This window comes from Haloarcula onubensis (assembly GCF_031624605.1).
GTDB lineage: Archaea > Halobacteriota > Halobacteria > Halobacteriales > Haloarculaceae > Haloarcula > Haloarcula onubensis.
Genome location: NZ_JAMQOS010000001.1, coordinates 873542 through 890982 on the forward strand (window position 1 = coordinate 873542; position 17441 = coordinate 890982).

20 protein-coding genes are annotated in these 17441 nt (G+C 68.1%); 10 read left to right on the top strand and 10 right to left on the bottom strand.

Going from position 1 to position 17441, the window contains the following annotated elements; translation table 11 throughout:
- Positions 1-22: 22 nt before the first annotated feature.
- Positions 23-859, bottom strand: coding sequence for a DUF7319 domain-containing protein (locus NDI86_RS04525; protein WP_310899208.1), 837 nt, complete (start codon positions 857-859; stop codon positions 23-25).
- Between the two features lie 79 nt (positions 860-938).
- On the bottom strand, positions 939-1145 hold the full coding sequence (locus NDI86_RS04530) for a hypothetical protein (RefSeq protein ID WP_310899209.1): 207 nt from the start codon (positions 1143-1145) through the stop codon (positions 939-941).
- A gap of 220 nt (positions 1146-1365) precedes the next feature.
- Between NDI86_RS04530 and NDI86_RS04535 the strand changes: the two genes are divergently transcribed.
- Together NDI86_RS04535 and NDI86_RS04540 are read left to right on the top strand one after the other, a co-directional pair.
- Positions 1366-1848 (top strand): DUF7321 family protein, encoded by a 483-nt coding sequence (locus NDI86_RS04535; RefSeq protein WP_310899210.1) that lies wholly within the window; start codon positions 1366-1368, stop codon positions 1846-1848.
- Between the two features lie 60 nt (positions 1849-1908).
- Positions 1909-2430 carry a universal stress protein gene (locus tag NDI86_RS04540; RefSeq protein ID WP_310899211.1) on the top strand — a complete coding sequence of 174 codons (522 nt, stop codon included), beginning with the start codon at positions 1909-1911 and terminating at the stop codon, positions 2428-2430.
- Between the two features lie 26 nt (positions 2431-2456).
- On the opposite strand, the gene nth is transcribed toward NDI86_RS04540, so the two are convergent.
- Positions 2457-3140 carry an endonuclease III gene (gene nth, locus NDI86_RS04545; RefSeq protein WP_310899212.1) on the bottom strand — a complete coding sequence of 228 codons (684 nt, stop codon included), beginning with the start codon at positions 3138-3140 and terminating at the stop codon, positions 2457-2459.
- A gap of 119 nt (positions 3141-3259) precedes the next feature.
- On the opposite strand from nth, the gene NDI86_RS04550 reads away from it, so the two are divergent.
- Positions 3260-3736, top strand: coding sequence for a hypothetical protein (locus NDI86_RS04550; protein ID WP_310899213.1), 477 nt, complete (start codon positions 3260-3262; stop codon positions 3734-3736).
- Between the two features lie 14 nt (positions 3737-3750).
- On the opposite strand, the gene NDI86_RS04555 is transcribed toward NDI86_RS04550, so the two are convergent.
- Positions 3751-4791 (bottom strand): tyrosine--tRNA ligase, encoded by a 1041-nt coding sequence (locus NDI86_RS04555; protein ID WP_310899214.1) that lies wholly within the window; start codon positions 4789-4791, stop codon positions 3751-3753.
- Between the two features lie 81 nt (positions 4792-4872).
- On the opposite strand from NDI86_RS04555, the gene NDI86_RS04560 reads away from it, so the two are divergent.
- The 4 genes from NDI86_RS04560 to NDI86_RS04575 all read left to right on the top strand — a co-directional run bounded on the left by NDI86_RS04560 (position 4873) and on the right by NDI86_RS04575 (position 8973).
- Complete coding sequence (locus tag NDI86_RS04560; RefSeq protein ID WP_310899215.1) at positions 4873-5310, top strand: DUF7960 family protein; 438 nt, start codon at positions 4873-4875, stop codon at positions 5308-5310.
- A 150-nt stretch (positions 5311-5460) separates the two neighbouring features.
- Positions 5461-7398, top strand: coding sequence for a right-handed parallel beta-helix repeat-containing protein (locus NDI86_RS04565; RefSeq protein ID WP_310899216.1), 1938 nt, complete (start codon positions 5461-5463; stop codon positions 7396-7398).
- 106 nt (positions 7399-7504) lie between these two features.
- On the top strand, positions 7505-8542 hold the full coding sequence (asd, locus tag NDI86_RS04570) for an aspartate-semialdehyde dehydrogenase (protein ID WP_310899217.1): 1038 nt from the start codon (positions 7505-7507) through the stop codon (positions 8540-8542).
- A gap of 47 nt (positions 8543-8589) precedes the next feature.
- On the top strand, positions 8590-8973 hold the full coding sequence (locus NDI86_RS04575) for a hypothetical protein (protein WP_310899218.1): 384 nt from the start codon (positions 8590-8592) through the stop codon (positions 8971-8973).
- 30 nt (positions 8974-9003) lie between these two features.
- Here the strand turns inward: NDI86_RS04575 and NDI86_RS04580 are convergent, their stop codons facing one another.
- Entirely contained in the window at positions 9004-9957 is a 954-nt protein-coding gene (locus tag NDI86_RS04580) for a D-2-hydroxyacid dehydrogenase (RefSeq protein ID WP_310899219.1), read from the bottom strand.
- Between the two features lie 156 nt (positions 9958-10113).
- On the opposite strand from NDI86_RS04580, the gene NDI86_RS04585 reads away from it, so the two are divergent.
- Both NDI86_RS04585 and NDI86_RS04590 read left to right on the top strand, forming a co-directional pair.
- Positions 10114-10710, top strand: a complete 597-nt coding sequence (locus tag NDI86_RS04585; protein ID WP_310899220.1) for a response regulator transcription factor — start codon at positions 10114-10116, stop codon at positions 10708-10710.
- 48 nt (positions 10711-10758) lie between these two features.
- Positions 10759-12114 carry an NAD(P)/FAD-dependent oxidoreductase gene (locus tag NDI86_RS04590; RefSeq protein ID WP_310899221.1) on the top strand — a complete coding sequence of 452 codons (1356 nt, stop codon included), beginning with the start codon at positions 10759-10761 and terminating at the stop codon, positions 12112-12114.
- 325 nt (positions 12115-12439) lie between these two features.
- Here NDI86_RS04590 and NDI86_RS04595 read toward each other — a convergent pair whose 3' ends face one another.
- Genes NDI86_RS04595 through NDI86_RS04605 form a run of 3 tightly spaced genes read right to left on the bottom strand, consistent with a single transcriptional unit; the run spans position 12440 to position 15402 of the window.
- Positions 12440-13852 (bottom strand): NAD-dependent succinate-semialdehyde dehydrogenase, encoded by a 1413-nt coding sequence (locus tag NDI86_RS04595; protein WP_310899222.1) that lies wholly within the window; start codon positions 13850-13852, stop codon positions 12440-12442.
- The gene (locus NDI86_RS04600; RefSeq protein ID WP_310899223.1) at positions 13849-14559 is read right to left on the bottom strand and encodes a ferredoxin--NADP reductase; all 711 of its coding nucleotides are present in this window, start codon (positions 14557-14559) and stop codon (positions 13849-13851) included. Before NDI86_RS04600 ends, NDI86_RS04595 begins: the two co-directional genes overlap by 4 nt.
- 60 nt (positions 14560-14619) lie before the next feature.
- On the bottom strand, positions 14620-15402 hold the full coding sequence (locus NDI86_RS04605) for an SDR family NAD(P)-dependent oxidoreductase (protein ID WP_310899224.1): 783 nt from the start codon (positions 15400-15402) through the stop codon (positions 14620-14622).
- A 239-nt stretch (positions 15403-15641) separates the two neighbouring features.
- Here NDI86_RS04605 and NDI86_RS04610 point away from each other — a divergent pair, with 239 nt between their 5' ends.
- On the top strand, positions 15642-15938 hold the full coding sequence (locus tag NDI86_RS04610) for a hypothetical protein (protein ID WP_310899225.1): 297 nt from the start codon (positions 15642-15644) through the stop codon (positions 15936-15938).
- On the opposite strand, the gene NDI86_RS04615 is transcribed toward NDI86_RS04610, so the two are convergent.
- Together NDI86_RS04615 and NDI86_RS04620 are read right to left on the bottom strand one after the other, a co-directional pair.
- The gene (locus NDI86_RS04615; RefSeq protein ID WP_310899226.1) at positions 15939-16787 is read right to left on the bottom strand and encodes a CPBP family intramembrane glutamic endopeptidase; all 849 of its coding nucleotides are present in this window, start codon (positions 16785-16787) and stop codon (positions 15939-15941) included.
- A gap of 48 nt (positions 16788-16835) precedes the next feature.
- Positions 16836-17375, bottom strand: a complete 540-nt coding sequence (locus NDI86_RS04620) for a DUF1684 domain-containing protein (RefSeq protein WP_310899227.1) — start codon at positions 17373-17375, stop codon at positions 16836-16838.
- Positions 17376-17441: the final 66 nt, after the last annotated feature.

The following is a 17441-nucleotide window of genomic DNA, read 5'->3' on the forward strand; positions in this document are numbered from 1 at the left end:
CGGATACCACCCGCAGGGACCGTTACGCACCGACTTCGTCGGTGTCCTCGCGCTCCCCGTCGGCACGGTCGTTCTCGGGGGTTAGCTCGGGGACGAACTCGGGTCGCTCCCCGTCTTCGAGCCCGACGGCCCGCAACCGGTCGCGGTACTCCTCGGCCCGGAACTTATCGGAGAGGCGCGCGTTCGCGACGGTGAAAAACAGCACCAGCGAGACGCCGACGAAGGCGAGCCCGCCGACCACGAGGAACTCGATGTTGGCGCCGGGACCGCCCAGGCCGAACACGTCGAGCAGCGCGAACACCGCGCCAGCGAGCATCGCCACGCCCGCGAGCAACTGGACGCCGGCGATGACCTGCAGCATCCGGTTGCCGAGTTCGCCCCCGCCCTCCGGGACGGCGTCGGGTTCGGGCAGCGGGTTGTCGGGCACCGACTCGGGCACCTCGTAGCTGTCCATCGAGCACAGCGCGACCGTCGGCTTCACGTCGCGGAGGACGGTCCCCTCACCCTCCACCGAGCCGTCGGGATAGACGATGGCGTACCCCTCGTCGGAGTACGCGAGTACGCGGGGCGGGTTCCGGTTGCGCTCGACGCGCGCGAACACGTCCCGCGTGGCCACCCGGCTCCGGAGGTCGCGCTCGACGCGGTCCAGCAGTTCTGCGCCCGTTATCCACGACTCCTCGTCGAAGGCCACGTCCCACTCCTCGGCGGTCATCTCGGCCATGTCCGCCGGGCCGAAGTCGTCGAAGTCGTACTTCTCCTCGACCTGCTTGCGGAGCGCCTCGACGTCCTCGGAATCTGCTTCCGTGGGACGCTCGGTGTCCTGTCCCGCTCGCGCCTGCTCGTCCGAGGAATCGCTCATCGGGGGTGCTACGTCGGGCAGACCCGTTAGCGTGACGATTGCCACTCACTGCGTGCCCGCACGCGCCGTCGACGACCGCCTAGCCGAAGTAGAGGACGCCGCCGCCGGCGGGCAGAAACTCGCTCTGACACGCCTGACAGGTCACCATCCCGAAGCGGTCGAAACACTGCTGTTCGACCTCGCAGATATCACAGGTCGCACGCTCGCCGTAGTAGTAGTCGCTGCTGTTCGTCGGGGGATTCAGCCCGGTCTTTCTGCCCTGCCGACGGCTTGCCGATCCAATCATTGTCTGGCCGTACGTATCGCTATCAAGAATATAAGTCTATATTTGAACTGTTATTACGTCATAATAGTAATTGTCTAGTAAACAATGTGGGGAAAACTGGACACGACAGGTCTGTGTGATGGGTCGTTCACGGTGGCTACCGAGACGTCGACAGTCCCGGTCGCGGCGACTGGGTGAGCGTATCCGGCACGTTTTAGCGGGTCCTGTCCTAACGCCGGCCATGGTGTCGGACGCGCTGATAGCCTCCGTCGTGTTCGTGTCGGTGAGCTGTAGCTTCCCCTGCTTTCTGTACGGCGCGTACTACATCATCGAGACGGAGCCGGTCACGTGGGGCGTGCTCGTCCACCATCTGAAGTTCGTCGGCACGGGGCTGGTGCTGACGACGGTTCCGATGCTGTTCTGGATGGCCCCCCGGCTGCCGGACCAGCTCGGCGGGCTCTCCGCCGTCCACGCCTATCTGGGCCTGCAGGCCTACGCCCTGTTGCTGTTCGGCGGGACCGGAATCGTCCGTATCTTCCGGGCGAAACGCCGCCACGACCTCTACAACGACTACGACCAGGACGTGCTCATGGACGAGATCGGCGGCGAACAGATGGACCACTGGCGCTCCCGGCTTCGCATCGGCGTCTTCGGCTACGTCATCTTCTGGATGCTCGCCTACGTCGTCGGCGCGGCCCGCTACGTCCTGCGCTACGTGGTCTGATTGGCACCCCGAACTATCAGCTAGATTGACAATAGTTGGCGGCGTAGTAGCTGTCGTATCATGTACCAGAACGTACTCTTTCCGACCGACGGAAGCGACGGGGCCGACGCGGCGCTGGCCCACGCGGTCGACATCGCCCGCCAGTACGACGCGACCCTGCACGTCCTGTTCGTCGCGAAAGACGACTTCGGTCCGTCGGGCATGGTCGAGAAGGAACACGATGGCGTCAGGCGCTCGGAGATGGTCGGCGGCGAGGAGTTAGCGCGGGAGCGAAAGGAGGCCAGCAAGACCGGGATGACCAGCAGGCCCCACGACGAACACGGTGCCGTGAGCGAACACGGCAGACACGTCGTCGAGGACGCCGCCGCCGGAATCGACGACGTGGCCGTCGAGACGGCCGTCGTCCCGGGCACCCCCTACAGGGCCATCCTCGACTACGCCGACGAGCACGGCGTGGACCTCATCGTGATGGGGACCCACGGCCGCACGGGTCTCGACCGCTACCTGCTCGGCAGCGTCACCGAGAAAGTGATTCGAACGGCCGACCAGCCGGTGTTGACGGTCCGGATGCGCGACCAGTAGCCCGGGAGAGCGGTAGCCAAGCGGGGTTACCAGGGCTCGCCCGTCGCCAGGTCGACGTCGCTGTCGCCTTGCTCCGAGGGACAGATATCGGCCAGCACGCACTCGCCACACTCGGCCGACCGGGCCCCACACACCGCCCGCCCGTGGTCGATGAGCAGGTGGGTGAACTGCTGCCACTCGCTCTCGGGGACGACGTCGAGCAGGTCCTGCTCGATTGCTTCGGGGCGCTCTTGCTCGGTCAAGCCGAGCCGTCGCGAGAGCCGCTGGACGTGCGTGTCGACGACGATACCCTCCACGATGTCGTGACCGTGCTGGAGCACGACGTTTGCGGTCTTGCGACCCACACCGGGGAGGTCGGTCAGTGCAGACATCGTGTCGGGCACCTCGCCGTCGTGCTCCGCGACGATTTGCTCGCCGATACCCTGCAGGTAGCCGCCCTTGTTGTTGTGGAACGTGATGCCGTAGATGTCCTCGGCCAGTTGCTCCTCGGTCGCGTTCGCGTACTCCTCGGGCGTCTCGTATCTCTCGAACAGGTCGGCGGTGACCTCGTTGACCCGCTCGTCGGTACACTGCGCCGAGAGGACGACCGCAATCAGGAGTTCGAGTCGGTTCGAATAGTTCAGCGAGATTGTCGAGTCGGGGTACTCCTCGTGGAGTCTATCGACGACCTCGGTCGCCTGCGCCTCGCGACTGGCCAGCGGTGTTCCCATATCCCCACGAACGGGGCGCGCGACTTCGGGTTGTCGCTTGGCTTTCAGCCCGCCTACGTACACGATAAATCGGCGCTAAAAGGGCTTTAGCCCGCACAGACCCTACGTTTCGGTGTCCGATGACGGCTCAAGACACAGAGACACAGCAGCCACGGCTGACGTATCGCGAGCGGTTCGACGCGGTCGACGCGACCCTCACCTCGCTGATGGACCGCTGGAGTATCCCAGCGCTGCGGGCGGCACTCGGCATCGTCTTCGTCTGGTTCGGCGGGCTGAAGGTGCTGGGCGTCTCTCCGGCCGCCGACCTCGTCGCGGCGACGGTGTACGTCGTCCCGGCCGACCTGTTCGTCCCCGTGCTGGGCGTCTGGGAAGTGCTCATCGGCCTTTGCCTGCTCTATCGGCCGCTGACCCGTCTCGGGCTGTTACTGCTTGCGCTCCAGCTCCCCGGTACATTCCTCCCGCTCGTCCTCCTCCCCGACGTCGTCTACGTGACGTTCCCGTACGCGCTGACCGTCGAGGGCCAGTACATCATCAAGAACCTGGTCATCATCGCGGCGGCGCTGGTCATCGGTAGTACGGTCCGGGACGAGTCGTAGCTCGCCGTCGATTTTCACGCCCCGCCGTACTCGTCGGGGTAGGCCTCGGCCAGCAGTTCGGGCTCGTCGTTGAGCCGGGTTCGGACGGGGTCGATGACCGCCGAGATGGCGTCGGCGACGGCGGGCTTGAGGTCCGCCGGATGGAGTTCACCGCTGACGAAGTCCGCTTCTACCTCGTCGTAGCTCTGGTACGTGAGGTCGCCGCCGTACTCCTCGGGGCGCTCGACCACGAAGGGCTCGTCGTCGACGTCGAGGACGGGGAAGACCAGGTGGTTCAGATATTCGAGGACGCCGTTGTCCTCGACCTCGCCGGCCGGGCAGTACGCCTGCCCGATCTTCTCCTCGACCGCCTCGGGCGAGTCGGTCAGGTTCACCTTCGAGGCCGCGTCGGAGGCGCTCATCTTCCCGCCCGACAGGCCAGAGAGCAGCGGCGCGAACACACAGACCGGGGAGTCGCCGCCGTGGTCGGGCAGCACCTCGCGGGAGAGCATGTAGATGCCGCGCTGGTCGACGCCGCCGTAGGCGATATCGGCGTCTAAGGCTTTCACGTCGAGCGTCTGCATCAGCGGGTAGACGAGCCCGCCGAGGTTGGGGCTCTCGGACTCGCGGACCACCTCGCTGGCCGCCCGCTGGCTGCGCGCGATGGTCGTCTCGGCGGCCATGCGGTACATCTCCAGCGTGTACTCCTCGTCTAACTGGAAGTCGGTGCCGCGGACGAACGTCACGTCGTCGGGGTCCGCGCCGGCGGCGTCTATCATCGCCTCTATCGCGGCCTCGTAGTACGCCGAGCGGGCGTCGAGCAGGTCGAAGGGGCTCTTGTTGTCGTCGAGGTGGGCGTGGAGGTCCGCGATGAGGACGGTGACCTCGACGCCCGCCCGCAGGAAGTCCGCGAGCTTGCGCATCGTCGTGAAGTGCCCGATGTGCATCTCCCCGGTGGGCGCGTAGCCGATGTACGCCGTCGGCTCGCCGGCCTCGAACAGTTCCGCGAGCTCCTCCTCGGTGACGACCTCCTGTGTGTGGCTGCTGACGAGGTCGACTCGGTCGGCCGTGTTCATACCCCGACTCCCGGGGCCGGCGATTAAAACCTTGTCAGTCCCGAGCGACGTATCCAAGGCCGTCGAGTCCTACCCACGACCATGTACACCGGCAAGACGGAGAAGGCGTGTTGCCTCTGTGGGAACCCCGAGACCAGCAGCCGGCTGGACCTGCCGCCCCGAGCCGTCCCGCTGTTGCGACACGCCGCGGCCATCGCCTGGCGGGACATCGTCGGCGAAGTCTCGATTTACTTCTGTGAGTCCGACTGGGAGGTGGTCCGGGAGCTTGTCATCGAAACGGGCATGAGCCCGCTCTCGCGCTGTAACGTCGCCCGCGCCTCCTTCGACCTGCGGGAGGACTTCGAGGCGCTGCTCAACGACGTCCGGGACGAGCCGGACCACTCCGAACTGGAGGCCGAGATGCGCGCCGACGCCGAGCGCGTACTCGAAAACCGCGAGGACCCCTACGTCGACGAACGCGACGTGGTCGAGGCCCGCGTCGTCCAGTGGGTCTTCGAGGACACCGAAGCCGCGGCCTGACATATCCCGTCGTACATTTCACGATTCCGGTCACACCGCAACAGTTCCTAACGGGTCTGTAGGGCGGCCAATCCCGGGCGAAGGTATTCCTCTGCTAAATCTAGACTAATTTATATGGTATGCTAGCGGATAGGGTGTCGAGAATATCACATGACTAACCGTAAAAGAACTGGGCTATCGACGCGGCGACGCTATCTGGCGATGGTCGGCTCGGGGGCGGTCGCTGCCGGACTCGCCGGCTGTTCGGAGTCGTCCGACGACGGCGATTCGACGCCGGCCGGGACGCCAGCGGGGACGGGGACACCGGCGGGCGGCGACGGGACGCCGACCGAATCTGGCGGCGCGAGCGGACAGACGGCGGGTCTGGACCCGTGTCTGCGACCGGCCAGCGCGTCGACCTGTGACAGTCCGGTCAGTGTGAGCGGGACGCTCACCGAGGACGCCACGTGGGGCGGCGACTGCGACGAGTACCTGGTCACCGACACCGTCGAGGTAGAGAACGGTGCCACGCTGACGGTCGAACCGGGCACGCGCGTCGTGTTCGCACAGAACACGTCGCTGCAGATACGGGAGGACAGCGCGCTCTCGGCGGTGGGCTCCTGTGGGTCGCCCATCGCCTTCACCGGCGAGCAGGAGACGCGGGGCTACTGGGAGGGTATCCAGCTCATCGAGGCCGACCAGGAGCTCAGCGAACTGTCGTACTGTATCGTCGAGTACGGCGGCGGCGACCGCTTCACGTGGGCCAGCGCGGCCGGCAACGTGGTCGTGACCGACGGCGCCCGGATGTCCATGACCAACAGCATGGTCCGCGAGAGCGCCGGCTACGGGGTGGTACTCGACAGCAACGTCACCGTCGACGCCTTCACCCAGAACGTCCTGACGGCCAACGCCGACGGCGCGGCCCTCGCCCACGCCCGGACGGCCGACGCCTTCTCCGACACCGGTAGCTACGCCGGCAACGACGAGGACGTGGTGCTTGTGACCGACGGCACCATCCAGCGCGACGCCGAGCCGACCTGGGACGCGCTGGACGTGCCCTACCGCGTCGCCTCGGGCGACGACGTGACGGTGCAGGGCCACCTCACGGTCGCGCCGGGCGCGACAATCGAGTTCGGCCAGGACTGCGCGCTGCTGATGGACGACGTCGGTCCGGGCCGACTGACCGCGGTGGGCATCGACCCCGACACCGAGGCGTCGATGCCTATCACCTTTACTGGCGAACAGCAGACGCGTGGCTACTGGCAGGGGATGCAGTTCTACGAGTCCGACCGGACCGAGAACCAGCTACGGAACTGCGTCGTCGAGTACGGCGGCGGCGACCGCTTCACGTGGGCCGGCGTCCCGGCCAACGTCGTGGTCATCGAGGGGTCGCGGGTCCGCATCGACGGCTCGACCATCCGCGAGTCCGAGGGCTACGGCGTCGAGGTCGACGGCGGGTCGACCATCGACAGCTTCACGACCAACACCGTCACGCGCAACGACGACGGCGCGGTCCACACGCACCCGAGTAGCGCCGGCTCCCTCAGCGATACCAGTACCTACAGCGGCAACGACGAGGACCGGGTGACCGTCTACGACGGCACCATCGGTGCCGACACGGAACTCACCTGGGACGGCATCGACGTGCCCTACTACGTCGTCAGCGGCGCCGACGTGACCGTGCAGGGCCACCTCACAATCGAGCCGGGGACGACCGTCGAGTTCGGCCAGGACGCCGCGATGACGATGGACGACGTCGGCCCGGGTCAGCTGACGGCCGTCGGGATGAACGCCGACGAGTCGGTCGACACGATTACGTTCACGGGCGAGCAGCGGACTCGGGGCTACTGGCAGGGCCTGCAGTTCTACCAGTCCAACCGCACGGAGAACCGGCTCCACTACTGCGTCGTCGAGTACGGCGGCGGCGACCGCTTCACGTGGGCCCAGGAGCCCGCGAACGTCGTCGTCATCGAGGGGTCGCGTCTCTCCCTGCAGCACAGCACCGTCCGAGAGAGCGCCGGTTACGGGGTGGACGTCGACGGCGACTCGACGCTCACCGAGTCGAACAACACCATCACGAACAACGCGTCGGGGAGTATCGACTACTGACCGGGCGGCGCCGACCCGCGGGCGCTGTGTCCCGGCGGCCGCTCGGCGTGTGTCACTCCGAGACAATACCCAAACGGTTTTGAGTACCGCAAGCAGACGCAAGTCTATGTCTGTACGCGTAGGCGTCCTCGGCGCCACAGGGGCAGTCGGACAGCGACTCATCCAGCTACTCGACCCGCACCCGGAGTTCGAAATCGCCGCGCTGACGGCGAGCGAATCGAGCGCCGGCAAGACGTACCGAGAGGCCGCGAAGTGGCGCGTCGACGCGCCCATCCCGGACGATGTCGCCGAAATCGAGGTCGGCGCGACGGCGCCCGAGGCCGTCCCCGACGACGTGGAACTCATCTTCTCCTCGCTCCCCTCCGGCATCGGCGCCGACGTCGAACCCGAGTTCTGCGAGGCGGGCTACGTCGTCTCCTCGAACTCCTCGAACGGTCGGATGGACGAGGACGTCCCCCTCACCATCCCCGAGGTCAACGCCGACCACGTCGACCTCATCGAGGTCCAGCGCGACGAACGCGGCTGGGACGGCGCCCTGCTGAAGAACCCCAACTGCTCGACCATCACGATGGTCCCCGCGCTGAAGGCGCTGGACCAGGCCTTCGACGTGACCGACGTGCGCGTCTCGACGCTGCAGGCGGTGTCGGGCGCGGGCTACTCCGGCGTCTCCTCGATGCAGATTATCGACAACGCCATCCCACACATCGGCGGCGAGGAGCAGAAGATGGAGACCGAGTCCCGGAAGCTGCTCGGGAGCTTCGACGGCGCCGAGGTGCAGATGCACGAGATGGACGTCGCCGCCTCCTGTAACCGCATCCCGACGCTCGACGGCCACCTGGAGAACGTCTGGGCCGACACGGCCGAGGACGTGACCGCCGAGGGCGCCGCGGACGCGATGGCCGCCGTCACCGGTATCGACCTCCACTCCTCGCCCGACCAGCTTATCAAAGTCTTCGAGGAGCCGGACCGGCCCCAGCCCCGCCTCGACCGGAACACCGAGGGCGGCATGGGCGTCGGCGTCGGCGGGTTCCGCGAGACGACCGACGGCGTGCAGTTCAACTGCCTCGCCCACAACACGATGCGTGGCGCCGCCGGGGCGAGCATCCTCAACGGCGAGTTGCTGAACCAGCGCGGCTATCTGTAGGTCGGCGACCCCCTCTTCTTATCGGTCGGGGCGGTGAACAAACTGGTATGGCCCTCCGTGAAACCAAGACGCAACTCGCCGCCGTCGCGCTCGCGATGGCGCTCGCGACCCTCTGGCTCGGGTTCGGGCTCGCGAACCCGATTGCCTCCGGGCTGCTCGTCGTCACCTTCTACGTCCTCGTCTTCGCCGGGGCACACGCCTACCTCGCGCTCCGGGGCGACGGCGACTCCGTGCCGGTCGACGCCCGCTGGCGGTTCGTCGGACTCGTCGTCTTCGGCGTCCTCGCGGTGACGCTTGGCAACGCCTTCGCCCGGGTCGAGGTCGCCGGGCAGTCCCTCGGGACGGTCGCGTGGGCGGCGGTCCTGGCCGTCTTCGCCGGCTACTGGTACTACGAGAGCCGCGACGCGTACCGCCAGACGCGGCCGTCGTGACGGCGGCGGAGTCGGCACGGGGCCGCTCCACTACAGGCCGACCTGATTCTCCAGTCCGTCCCACGACCCCGTCGACTCGGCCCGCCGGACGTTCTCGGCGACGATGTCGGCCAGTCGCTCGTAGTACGCCGGCGTGTGGCCGGCGTTGTGGGGCGTGAGGAGGACGTTCTCGAAGTCCCACAGCGGGTGGTCGCCGGGGAGCGGTTCGGGGTCGGTCACGTCCAGCACGGCGCCGCCGAGGTGGTTGCGCTGGAAGGCCTCGACCAGCGCGTCGGTGTCGGCCACGGGGCCGCGGGCGACGTTCACCAGGACGCAGTCCGGATGCATGGTCCGCAGGAGCGCCCGGTCGACCAGCCCGCGCGTCTCGTCGGTCAGCGGGCAGGCCAGCGCGACGTACCGGGCGTCGGCCATCGCCTCGTGGGCCTCGTCGTAGCCGTACACCTCGTCCGTGGCTGCCCCTTTCTCCGGGGAGTGGCGGACGGCGACCGTCTCGACGTCGAAGCCGTCGAGCCTGTCGACGATGGCCTCGCCGATGGCACCCAGACCGACGACACAGACCCGACTGCCGGCGAAATCGTCGGCCTGGAACGCCTGCCAGACCCCCTCGCGCTGCTGGCGGCGCGCCCGGAGGAAGCCCCGGGCCAGCGAGAGCCACGCGCCGACGACGTACTCGGCGATGTTCGGGCCGTGGACGCCGGAAGCGGTCGTCAGCGCGACGCCGCGGTCGGCCAGCGCGTCGAGTGGCAGGTGGTCGTAGCCGGCGTAGGTGCTGGCGAACAGGCGCAGCGACTCGGCCCGCTCCAGTAGGCTCTCGTCGATAGCGCTCCCCGTGAGGACGGCCGCGTCGGTGACGAGGTCCCGTTCGCTGGCCGGCGTCCGCGCGACTGCGACCTCGCGGTCGGGGAGGCGCTCGCGCAGGGCCGACGCGTACTCCTCGGTGGGCATCCCGTGGACGCTGTGGCGGCGGACGACGATGTCGGGCATACCAGTGGCGTCGCCCGGCGGCGCAAAAACGGTGGCGACCCTGCCCCTCTCGCGCCGCCCGTTTCCGCTCTCACGGCTCGACTCGACCGATTGAACGGTCGTGAACGGTCCAAACGGTCGGGGGAGTATATGTCCTTCACACTCGGCACGGCTAGTATGACACGTACCGCCGGGACGGTGCTGGTCGCCGACGACGACAGCGACATGCGCTCGCTGTACCGCTGCTGGCTGGCGTCGTCCGGTGACGTGCTGACGGCGGCCGACGGGGTCGAGGCGCTCGCGGCGCTCGACGAGACGGTCGACGTGGTCGTGCTTGACCGGGAGATGCCCCGAAAGGACGGCGTCGCCGTCGCGCGCGAACTCGACCGGAGGGACGCCGCCCCCGGAGTGGTGATGATAAGCGGTGTGCGACCGGGCGCGGACCTGCTCGACGTTCCGGTCGACGACTACCTGCAGAAACCGGTGGACCGAGAGACGGTGCTGTCGCGAATCGAACGGGCCGCGGCCGTCGCCGGGCGTCCGACGCGACACCGACGGCTCGCGGCGCTTGAGACCCGTCGGCGAATCGTCGAGGTCTCGGTCCCGCGCGAGCAACTTCTCGGTGACCCGACCTACCAGCGAGCGGTCGAGACCCTCGAGGACGCGGACGCCGCGCTCGAGCGCGTCGGGCGTGACGTCGCATCGGCCGTCGACCGCTCGGGCCGAGACCGGCGACCGCCGTCGAGCGACCCCTCGCTACGGGAGTCGCCCTAACGCGACCGAGACAATAGGTTTTAGCCGCCGGGGGGCACCGTAGCGCGTATGGAAGACGTAGACGTGGCCATCGTCGGCGGTGGGCCGGCGGGGTCGTCGGCCGCCGAGGCGGCCGCCGCCCGCGGCGCTGACACGGTCGTTCTGGAGAAGGGGGTACCCCGGGCCGACCGTGACGGCCCGGGCCCGGATTCGACGGACGCCGCCGGGTTGCTCGACTACTGGCTCGACATCATGGAGTACGCGCCCGACGAGATACCCGAGGACATCGTCCTCAGCGAACTCGACGGGGCGAAGTTCTACGGTCCCAGTTCGGAACTGTCGCTGACCGAGACCGGCATCGACGCCAGCTACGACGGCTTCGGCTTCACGTTCCACCGCGCGAGATTCGACGACTGGCTCCGCGAGCGCGCCGAGGACGCGGGCGCCGACTACCGCGTCGGCGTCTCGGTGACGGGCGTCGACACCGAACTCGCCGCCTCGCCCCGACACACCCTCGAACTCGCCGGTGGTGAGGACATCCGGACCGACTACGTCGTCCTCGCCGACGGCCCGCAGCGGACCGTCACCGGTCCGACGCTGGACCAGTTCCTGCTGGACCGGACGATGGGCGAAATCATGCCCTCGAACGAGGTCAACCACATCGCCTACCAGGAACACCGCCGGATGCCAGCGGAGCTGTTCGACCCCGACTTCATCGAGTTCTGGTGGGGGATGATGCCCGGCCACACCGCCTACCCGTGGATTTTCCCGAACGACGACCACGTCGCCCGCATCGGCCTGACGATGCCCATCGGGCTGGACATCGACGACTTCGAGAAAGACGAGTGGGCGCTGCTCCGTCCCGACGACGACGGCATCCCCCGCGGGACCCAGTACATAGAGCGCCTGCTCGAACGCCAGTTCCCCGGCTACGACCTCGCCGACTTCCCCATCGTCGAGGACCGCGGGAAGTCGAAGGGGACCGAGACCTACCCAATCTCCTCGACCCGCCCCATCGAGTCGCCCGCAAGCGCGGGCATCGCCGTCACCGGCGGCGCGATGGGCGCCACGTCGGCGTTCCACGAGGGCGGCGACCACGTCGCCGTCCGCACCGGGAAGATAGCCGGCCGACTCGCCGCCGAGGAGTCGCTGGAACGGTACAACCGCGAGTGGCACGCCGCCATCGGCGACGAGATTCTCCGGAACGTCACGTTCGCGGACATGGTCCGGGACTGGCGGCCCCGGGACTGGGACCGCGCGTTCCGGACCGCGAAGGACCTGATGGACGCCCGCGGTATCAAGGCCGACGCGGCGCTGCGGGGCGGCCTGGAGGGGCTGAAACTGGTCGTTCAGTACAAGTGGGGCAAGTTCGGCTACCGCGACGGCCGCTACGTCCAGCTCCGCGAGGCGGACTACGCCATCTGAGCCGGCAGGTCGCGAGCGCCACGCTTAGATACGGGCGGTCTTTAGAGCTAGTGCGCGCCTCTAATCCCCGGCCGAGGCCCGTCCATCGGGACGATGACAGTCCGGAGAACCCGGGCGCGGGACACACAGAGTGGCAGGCGTTACCTGCCCGACTGGCGGCCGCGAGCCGCTCGCCTGACGCGCGTACCGCGTCGCTCGCCCGGCGGTTACCACCGCCTTGGCACCTGGCGGCCTGACGGCCGCCCGCCCGGCACGAGGGTTTGCCGGCTGACGTGGCACACCGCCGAGGATGATGCCGGACGTTAGTGTTCCGGGCGACACCCACTCATTCACGTTCCTCGCCCAGCCCGTGCTGGACCCACACCGTCTTGCGGTTGACGAACTCCCGGATGCCCTGGCGGGCGAGTTCGCGGCCGTAGCCCGACTCTTTCACGCCGCCGAAGGGCAGTCGCGGGTCAGACTTGACGTACTCGTTGACGAAACACAGCCCGGCCTCGAACTCGCGAGCGACGCGCTCGCCCCGCTCTACGTCGGCCGTCCAGACGCTCGCACCCAGCCCGAAGCTCGTGTCGTTCGCGAGTTCGAGCGCCTCGGCCTCGCTCTCGACCTCGAAGACGGCCGCCGCGGGGCCGAACGTCTCCTCGGTCGCGGCGGGCGCGTCGCGTGGCACGTCGGTCAACAGCGTCGGCGGGTAGAACGCACCCTCGCGGTCCGGGGGCTCCCCGCCCAGCGCCAGCGTCGCGCCGGCCTCGACCGTCTCTTCGACCTGTTCGTGAAGGTCGTCGACGAGGTCCGGTCGCGCCAGCGGCCCCACGTCGACCGACTCCTCGCGCGGGTCGCCGACGGTCAGGGCGTCCAGTTTCGCCTCGAAGGCCCCGACGAACTCGTCGTAGACGTCGGTGTGGACGACGAACCGCTTCGCGGCGATACAGGACTGGCCGTTGTTCTGGGTGCGGGCGGTGACGGCCTTCTCCGCCGTGGCCTCGACCGGCGCGTCGTCGAGGACGACGAAGGGGTCCGACCCGCCGAGTTCGAGGACGCTCTTCTTCAGTTCGCTCCCGGCCTGTTCGGCGACGGCGCGCCCGGCGCCCTCGCTCCCGGTGAGCGTCACCCCGCGAATCCGGTCGTCCTCGACGAGGCCGCCCACGGTGTCCGAACCGACGAGCAGCGACTGGAACGCGCCCTCGGGAACGCCCGCCTCGTGCAGGACGTCCTCGATAGCTCGCGCACAGCCGGGGACGTTGGAGGCGTGTTTCAGCAGGCCGACGTTGCCCGCCGCGAGGTTCGGGACGGCGAAGCGAAACACCTGCCAGAACGGGAAGTTCCACGGCATGACCGCGAGCACCGGGCCGATTGGCTCGTAGCTCACCAGCGTCCGCGCGTCCGCTTCGGTGCCGACGACCTCGTCGGCGAGCTGTTCCGGCGCACGCTCGGCGTAGTACGCACAGAGCCACGCGCACTTCTCGACCTCGGCGCGGGCCTGCTCGATGGGTTTGCCCATCTCGCGGGTCAGCAGCGAGGCGTACTCGTCGACCCGGTCTTCCAGCAGGTCGCCCGCCCGGTCGAGTATCCGACAGCGGTCCTGCACCGGCCGGTCGGCCCACGCCGGGAAGCGGTCTACGGCTCGCTCTACTGCCGCCTCGACCTCGTCGTCGGTCGGCGTCTCGTAGCTGTCCAGTACGTCGGTCGTGTACGGGTTCGTGCTTTGCATGGTGTGTCCTCCGTCGCTAGTGGTCACTCCTCGCCGACGGCGTCCTGTTCCCAGCCCTCGCTGTGGACGCGCTCGTCAGGGGCGCCGAGTTCCGCGAGTCGGTCGGTGGTGTCGACGACCATCCCCGGCACGCCACAGACGTAGAAGTCCGTCCCCTCGAAGTCCTCGAACAGCGCGTCGAGGTGCGTCTGGACGTACCCCGCTCGTCCGGTCCACTCCCAGTTGGGGTCCGAGAGCGTGAACTCGACGTCGAGGGCGGGGTACGTCGCGGCGAGTTCGTTCAGCGTCCCGCGGTGGATGAGCGAGTCCTCGTCGTGCTCGCCAAACAGCAGCGTCGCGTCGCCGCTCCCCTCCCGGAGGTACTGTCGGAGCATCGCGAGCATCGGCGTGATGCCCGTCCCCGTCGCGAGGAAGGCCACGTCGCGGCCGAAATCGTCTATGCCGAGGTTCCCCTCCAGTTCGCCGATGGTCACCTCGTCGCCGGGTCGCGTGGTGTGCATGTACGAGGAGGCCAGCCCACCGTCGTAGCGCCTGATGGCGAAGGTGAGTTCGTCCGTCCCGGGGAGGTTCGTGGGAGTGTACGGCCGCACGACCCGCTCGTCGCCCGAGTCGAACCGGACCGTGGTGTGTTGGCCGGGCCGGTGCTCGAAGGTATGACCCGGCACGCGCAGACGGAACCCGGACACCCGGGGCGTGAGCGGATACCTGTCGACGACTGTCGCTGTGTACGTCATACGAGTCAGTGGTTTGAAAAGTGGCCACAGAGGGATAAACCACCGGCCGGCGCGGGCCGCTCAGGTGTTCGCGAACCCGCCGTCGACGACGATACGCTCGCCGTTGACGTAGGAGGCGAGGTCGCTGGCGAGGAACAGCGCGACGTTCGCGACTTCCTCGGGCTTGCCGAAGCGGCCCTGCGGTATCGCCCCCAGCAGCATCTCCTGGAACCGCTGGCCCGCCTCGCCCTCGCCCATCGGTGACTCGGCGAGCATCTGCGTCTCGGTCCAGCCGGGGTTGATGCAGTTGACGCGGATGCCGTCGCCGCCAAAGCGGTCGGCCAGCGAGTAGGTCAGTTGCTGGACGCCGGCCTTCGCCGGGCCGTAGAGGGGCATGTCCCCGCCCGTTCGAACGGCGGCCAGACTCGACATGTTGATGATGGTCCCGTCGCTGTCGCTTTCGAGGAACTGTCTCGCGGCGGCCTGCGCGCCGAAGAAGACGCCTTTCACGTCGATGTCCATCACCCGGTCGAAGTCGTCTTCGGTGATATCCAGGAAGTCGATGTGGGAGATGACGCCGGCGTTGTTCACCCAGACGTCCAGCCCGCCGAGTTCAGCGGCCGCGGCGGCGGCCACCGCGTGGTCGTCCGGGTCGGTCACGTCACACTCGACGTACTCGGCGCGCTGGCCGGTCCCGGCTTCGATACGTTCGTGAGTCGGTTCGCCGCCCTCCTTTGGCTCTTCGCGGATGTCGGCGACGACGACGTCCGCGCCGTGCTCGGCGAAGGTCAGCGAGATGGCCCGACCGAGGCCGCTCGCGGCCCCCGTGACGACCGCGGTCTTGCCGTCGAGTAACTGGGTCATCGCCACGCCTCCGGTCGGCGCCGCACCGTGTAACGAGCTATCGTGTGTGTCACGGTACCGGGGTCGGCCGACGTGCTAATAAGTACTGTCGTCCCGCCGACAGCATTCTTCTCCCGCCGGTCGATCGGTCCGCTGTCGGTGGAACGGCTCACACTGCGGACGTTGCCCGCCCGGGGCCTGATTGTGGCCGCCAGCGTGGAGGCAGCGCTTTTTTCGCCGTCTGTCCCGACCCCCTCCACATGACCGACGACACCGACCCCGAATCGAACCTCGCGGCGTGGAAAGAGACGATGCAGGCCGAACACGACGACGCTATCCACGACCCCGACCCGAGCGCTGACCACCGTATCGAGGGCGTCGCCCAGGTCAGCTACCGCGTCTACTTCGAGTACGACGCCGAGCAGGAGTCGCTGACGCGGACCGACCGGGAGCAGGTCGACGAGCTTCGGGACCCGGAGTTACTCTCGTGTGCCTGCGGGGTCCGCGGGATGACCCCCGAGGAGGCGACCGCCCACATCGAGGCGGCCCGGGCGTAGCTACGGGAGCGCAAGCAGCGCCTGCGACCCCATCGCATCGCCGAACTTCAGGCTGACGTACAGCAGCGTAAACAGCGTCGCGTTGTAGAGGCCGTGTATCAGCGACGGCACGACGATGTTCTCGGCGTACTCGTAGGCGACGCCGAAGACCGTCGCGGTGCCAAAGAGGATGCTGACGACGACGAGGTTCCCCAGCATCGAGCCGCCGACGAGCGCGACGATGTGCAGCGCCGCGAAAAACAGGCTGGCGATGGCGATGCCGGGCACGCGGCTGAACCGCTCCCGAAGCCGCCCCTGGACGACGCCGCGAAAGAGGAGTTCCTCGCCCGGGCCGATGAGGAGAATCGAGGCCGGAATCAGCAGCAGGAGTAGTTCCGGATTCGTCCGTCCGAGCTCCGCGGCGGCGTTGTTCCCGGTCTGTATCGGCTGGTCCCGGAGGTTCTGGACGATGGTCAGCGCGATGCCCGAGACCATCACCCAGACGATGGCCGCGGCGTAGCCCGCGACGACGATACCCGCCTGGCGCAGGCTCGGTACCGAGAGGGGAATCCCGAACGCCGAGCCGTCACCGCTGATGTTCAGCGCCGACCGGACGCGGGGCGCGATGACCGGCCTGAGTTTGTAGTAACTCAGGGCGACGCCGCCACAGCCGATGCCCTGCACGAAGACGAGACTCAACACGAGGAAGGCGAAGCCGGAGAGCTGCGTTCCCGTGACGAGCCCGATACCCAGCACCGTCAGCACGAGCAACGCGAACCCGAGGGCGAGTCCGCCGGCCCCGAGACTCAGCGCGGCGACCAGCGCGATGGCCGACTGGAGGCGGGGCCGCTCGCGTGGAACGGTTGACATACCCGCCAGTAGCAACGACGGCCCCAAAAGCCGTTCCCTCTCCGTCGGTCACGCCGTCCGCTCGCCGGCCGCGACGACCACGTCGAGCCAGTTGGCCTCCGGCGGGAGCGGGCAGGAGAAGGTGTCGCTGTAGGCACAGAAGGGGGCGTACGCGAGGTTGAAGTCCAGCGTCACCGTGTCGCCGTCGGACAGTTCGCCCTCGTGTTCCAGCTCCATGTACCGGCCCTTGTCGTACGTCTGCTGGCCCGTGGTCTTGTCCCTGAACGGGACGAACAGCTGTCCGGGGTCGTCTCCGGCCTGCCGGTAGCCCTGGAGTTCGCAGGGCTCGCCGTCGATATCGAACGCGAACGTGACGACGTGGAGATACCGGACGACGCGGCCGTCGGTCGTCTCCATCTCGACGGGGTCGGGCTCGCCGTGGCGGGTCACCGTCGCGTCCACGCGATAGGTCGGGTCGGGGTCGAAGTACGCCAGCCCGTCGAAGCGCTCGCGCTCCCCGGGGGGAATCGGTGACTGGGGATGCTGGGCGAAGAAGTCGTCTTTCTCGGCACGAGACTGTCGGAGCTCGTCGGCGTAGTCCTCGGGCATGGCCGCCCTACCCGCGCGAGCCGTTTCAGTGCGGCGGTCGCGTGCCCGCGCCGGACACGACCGGTC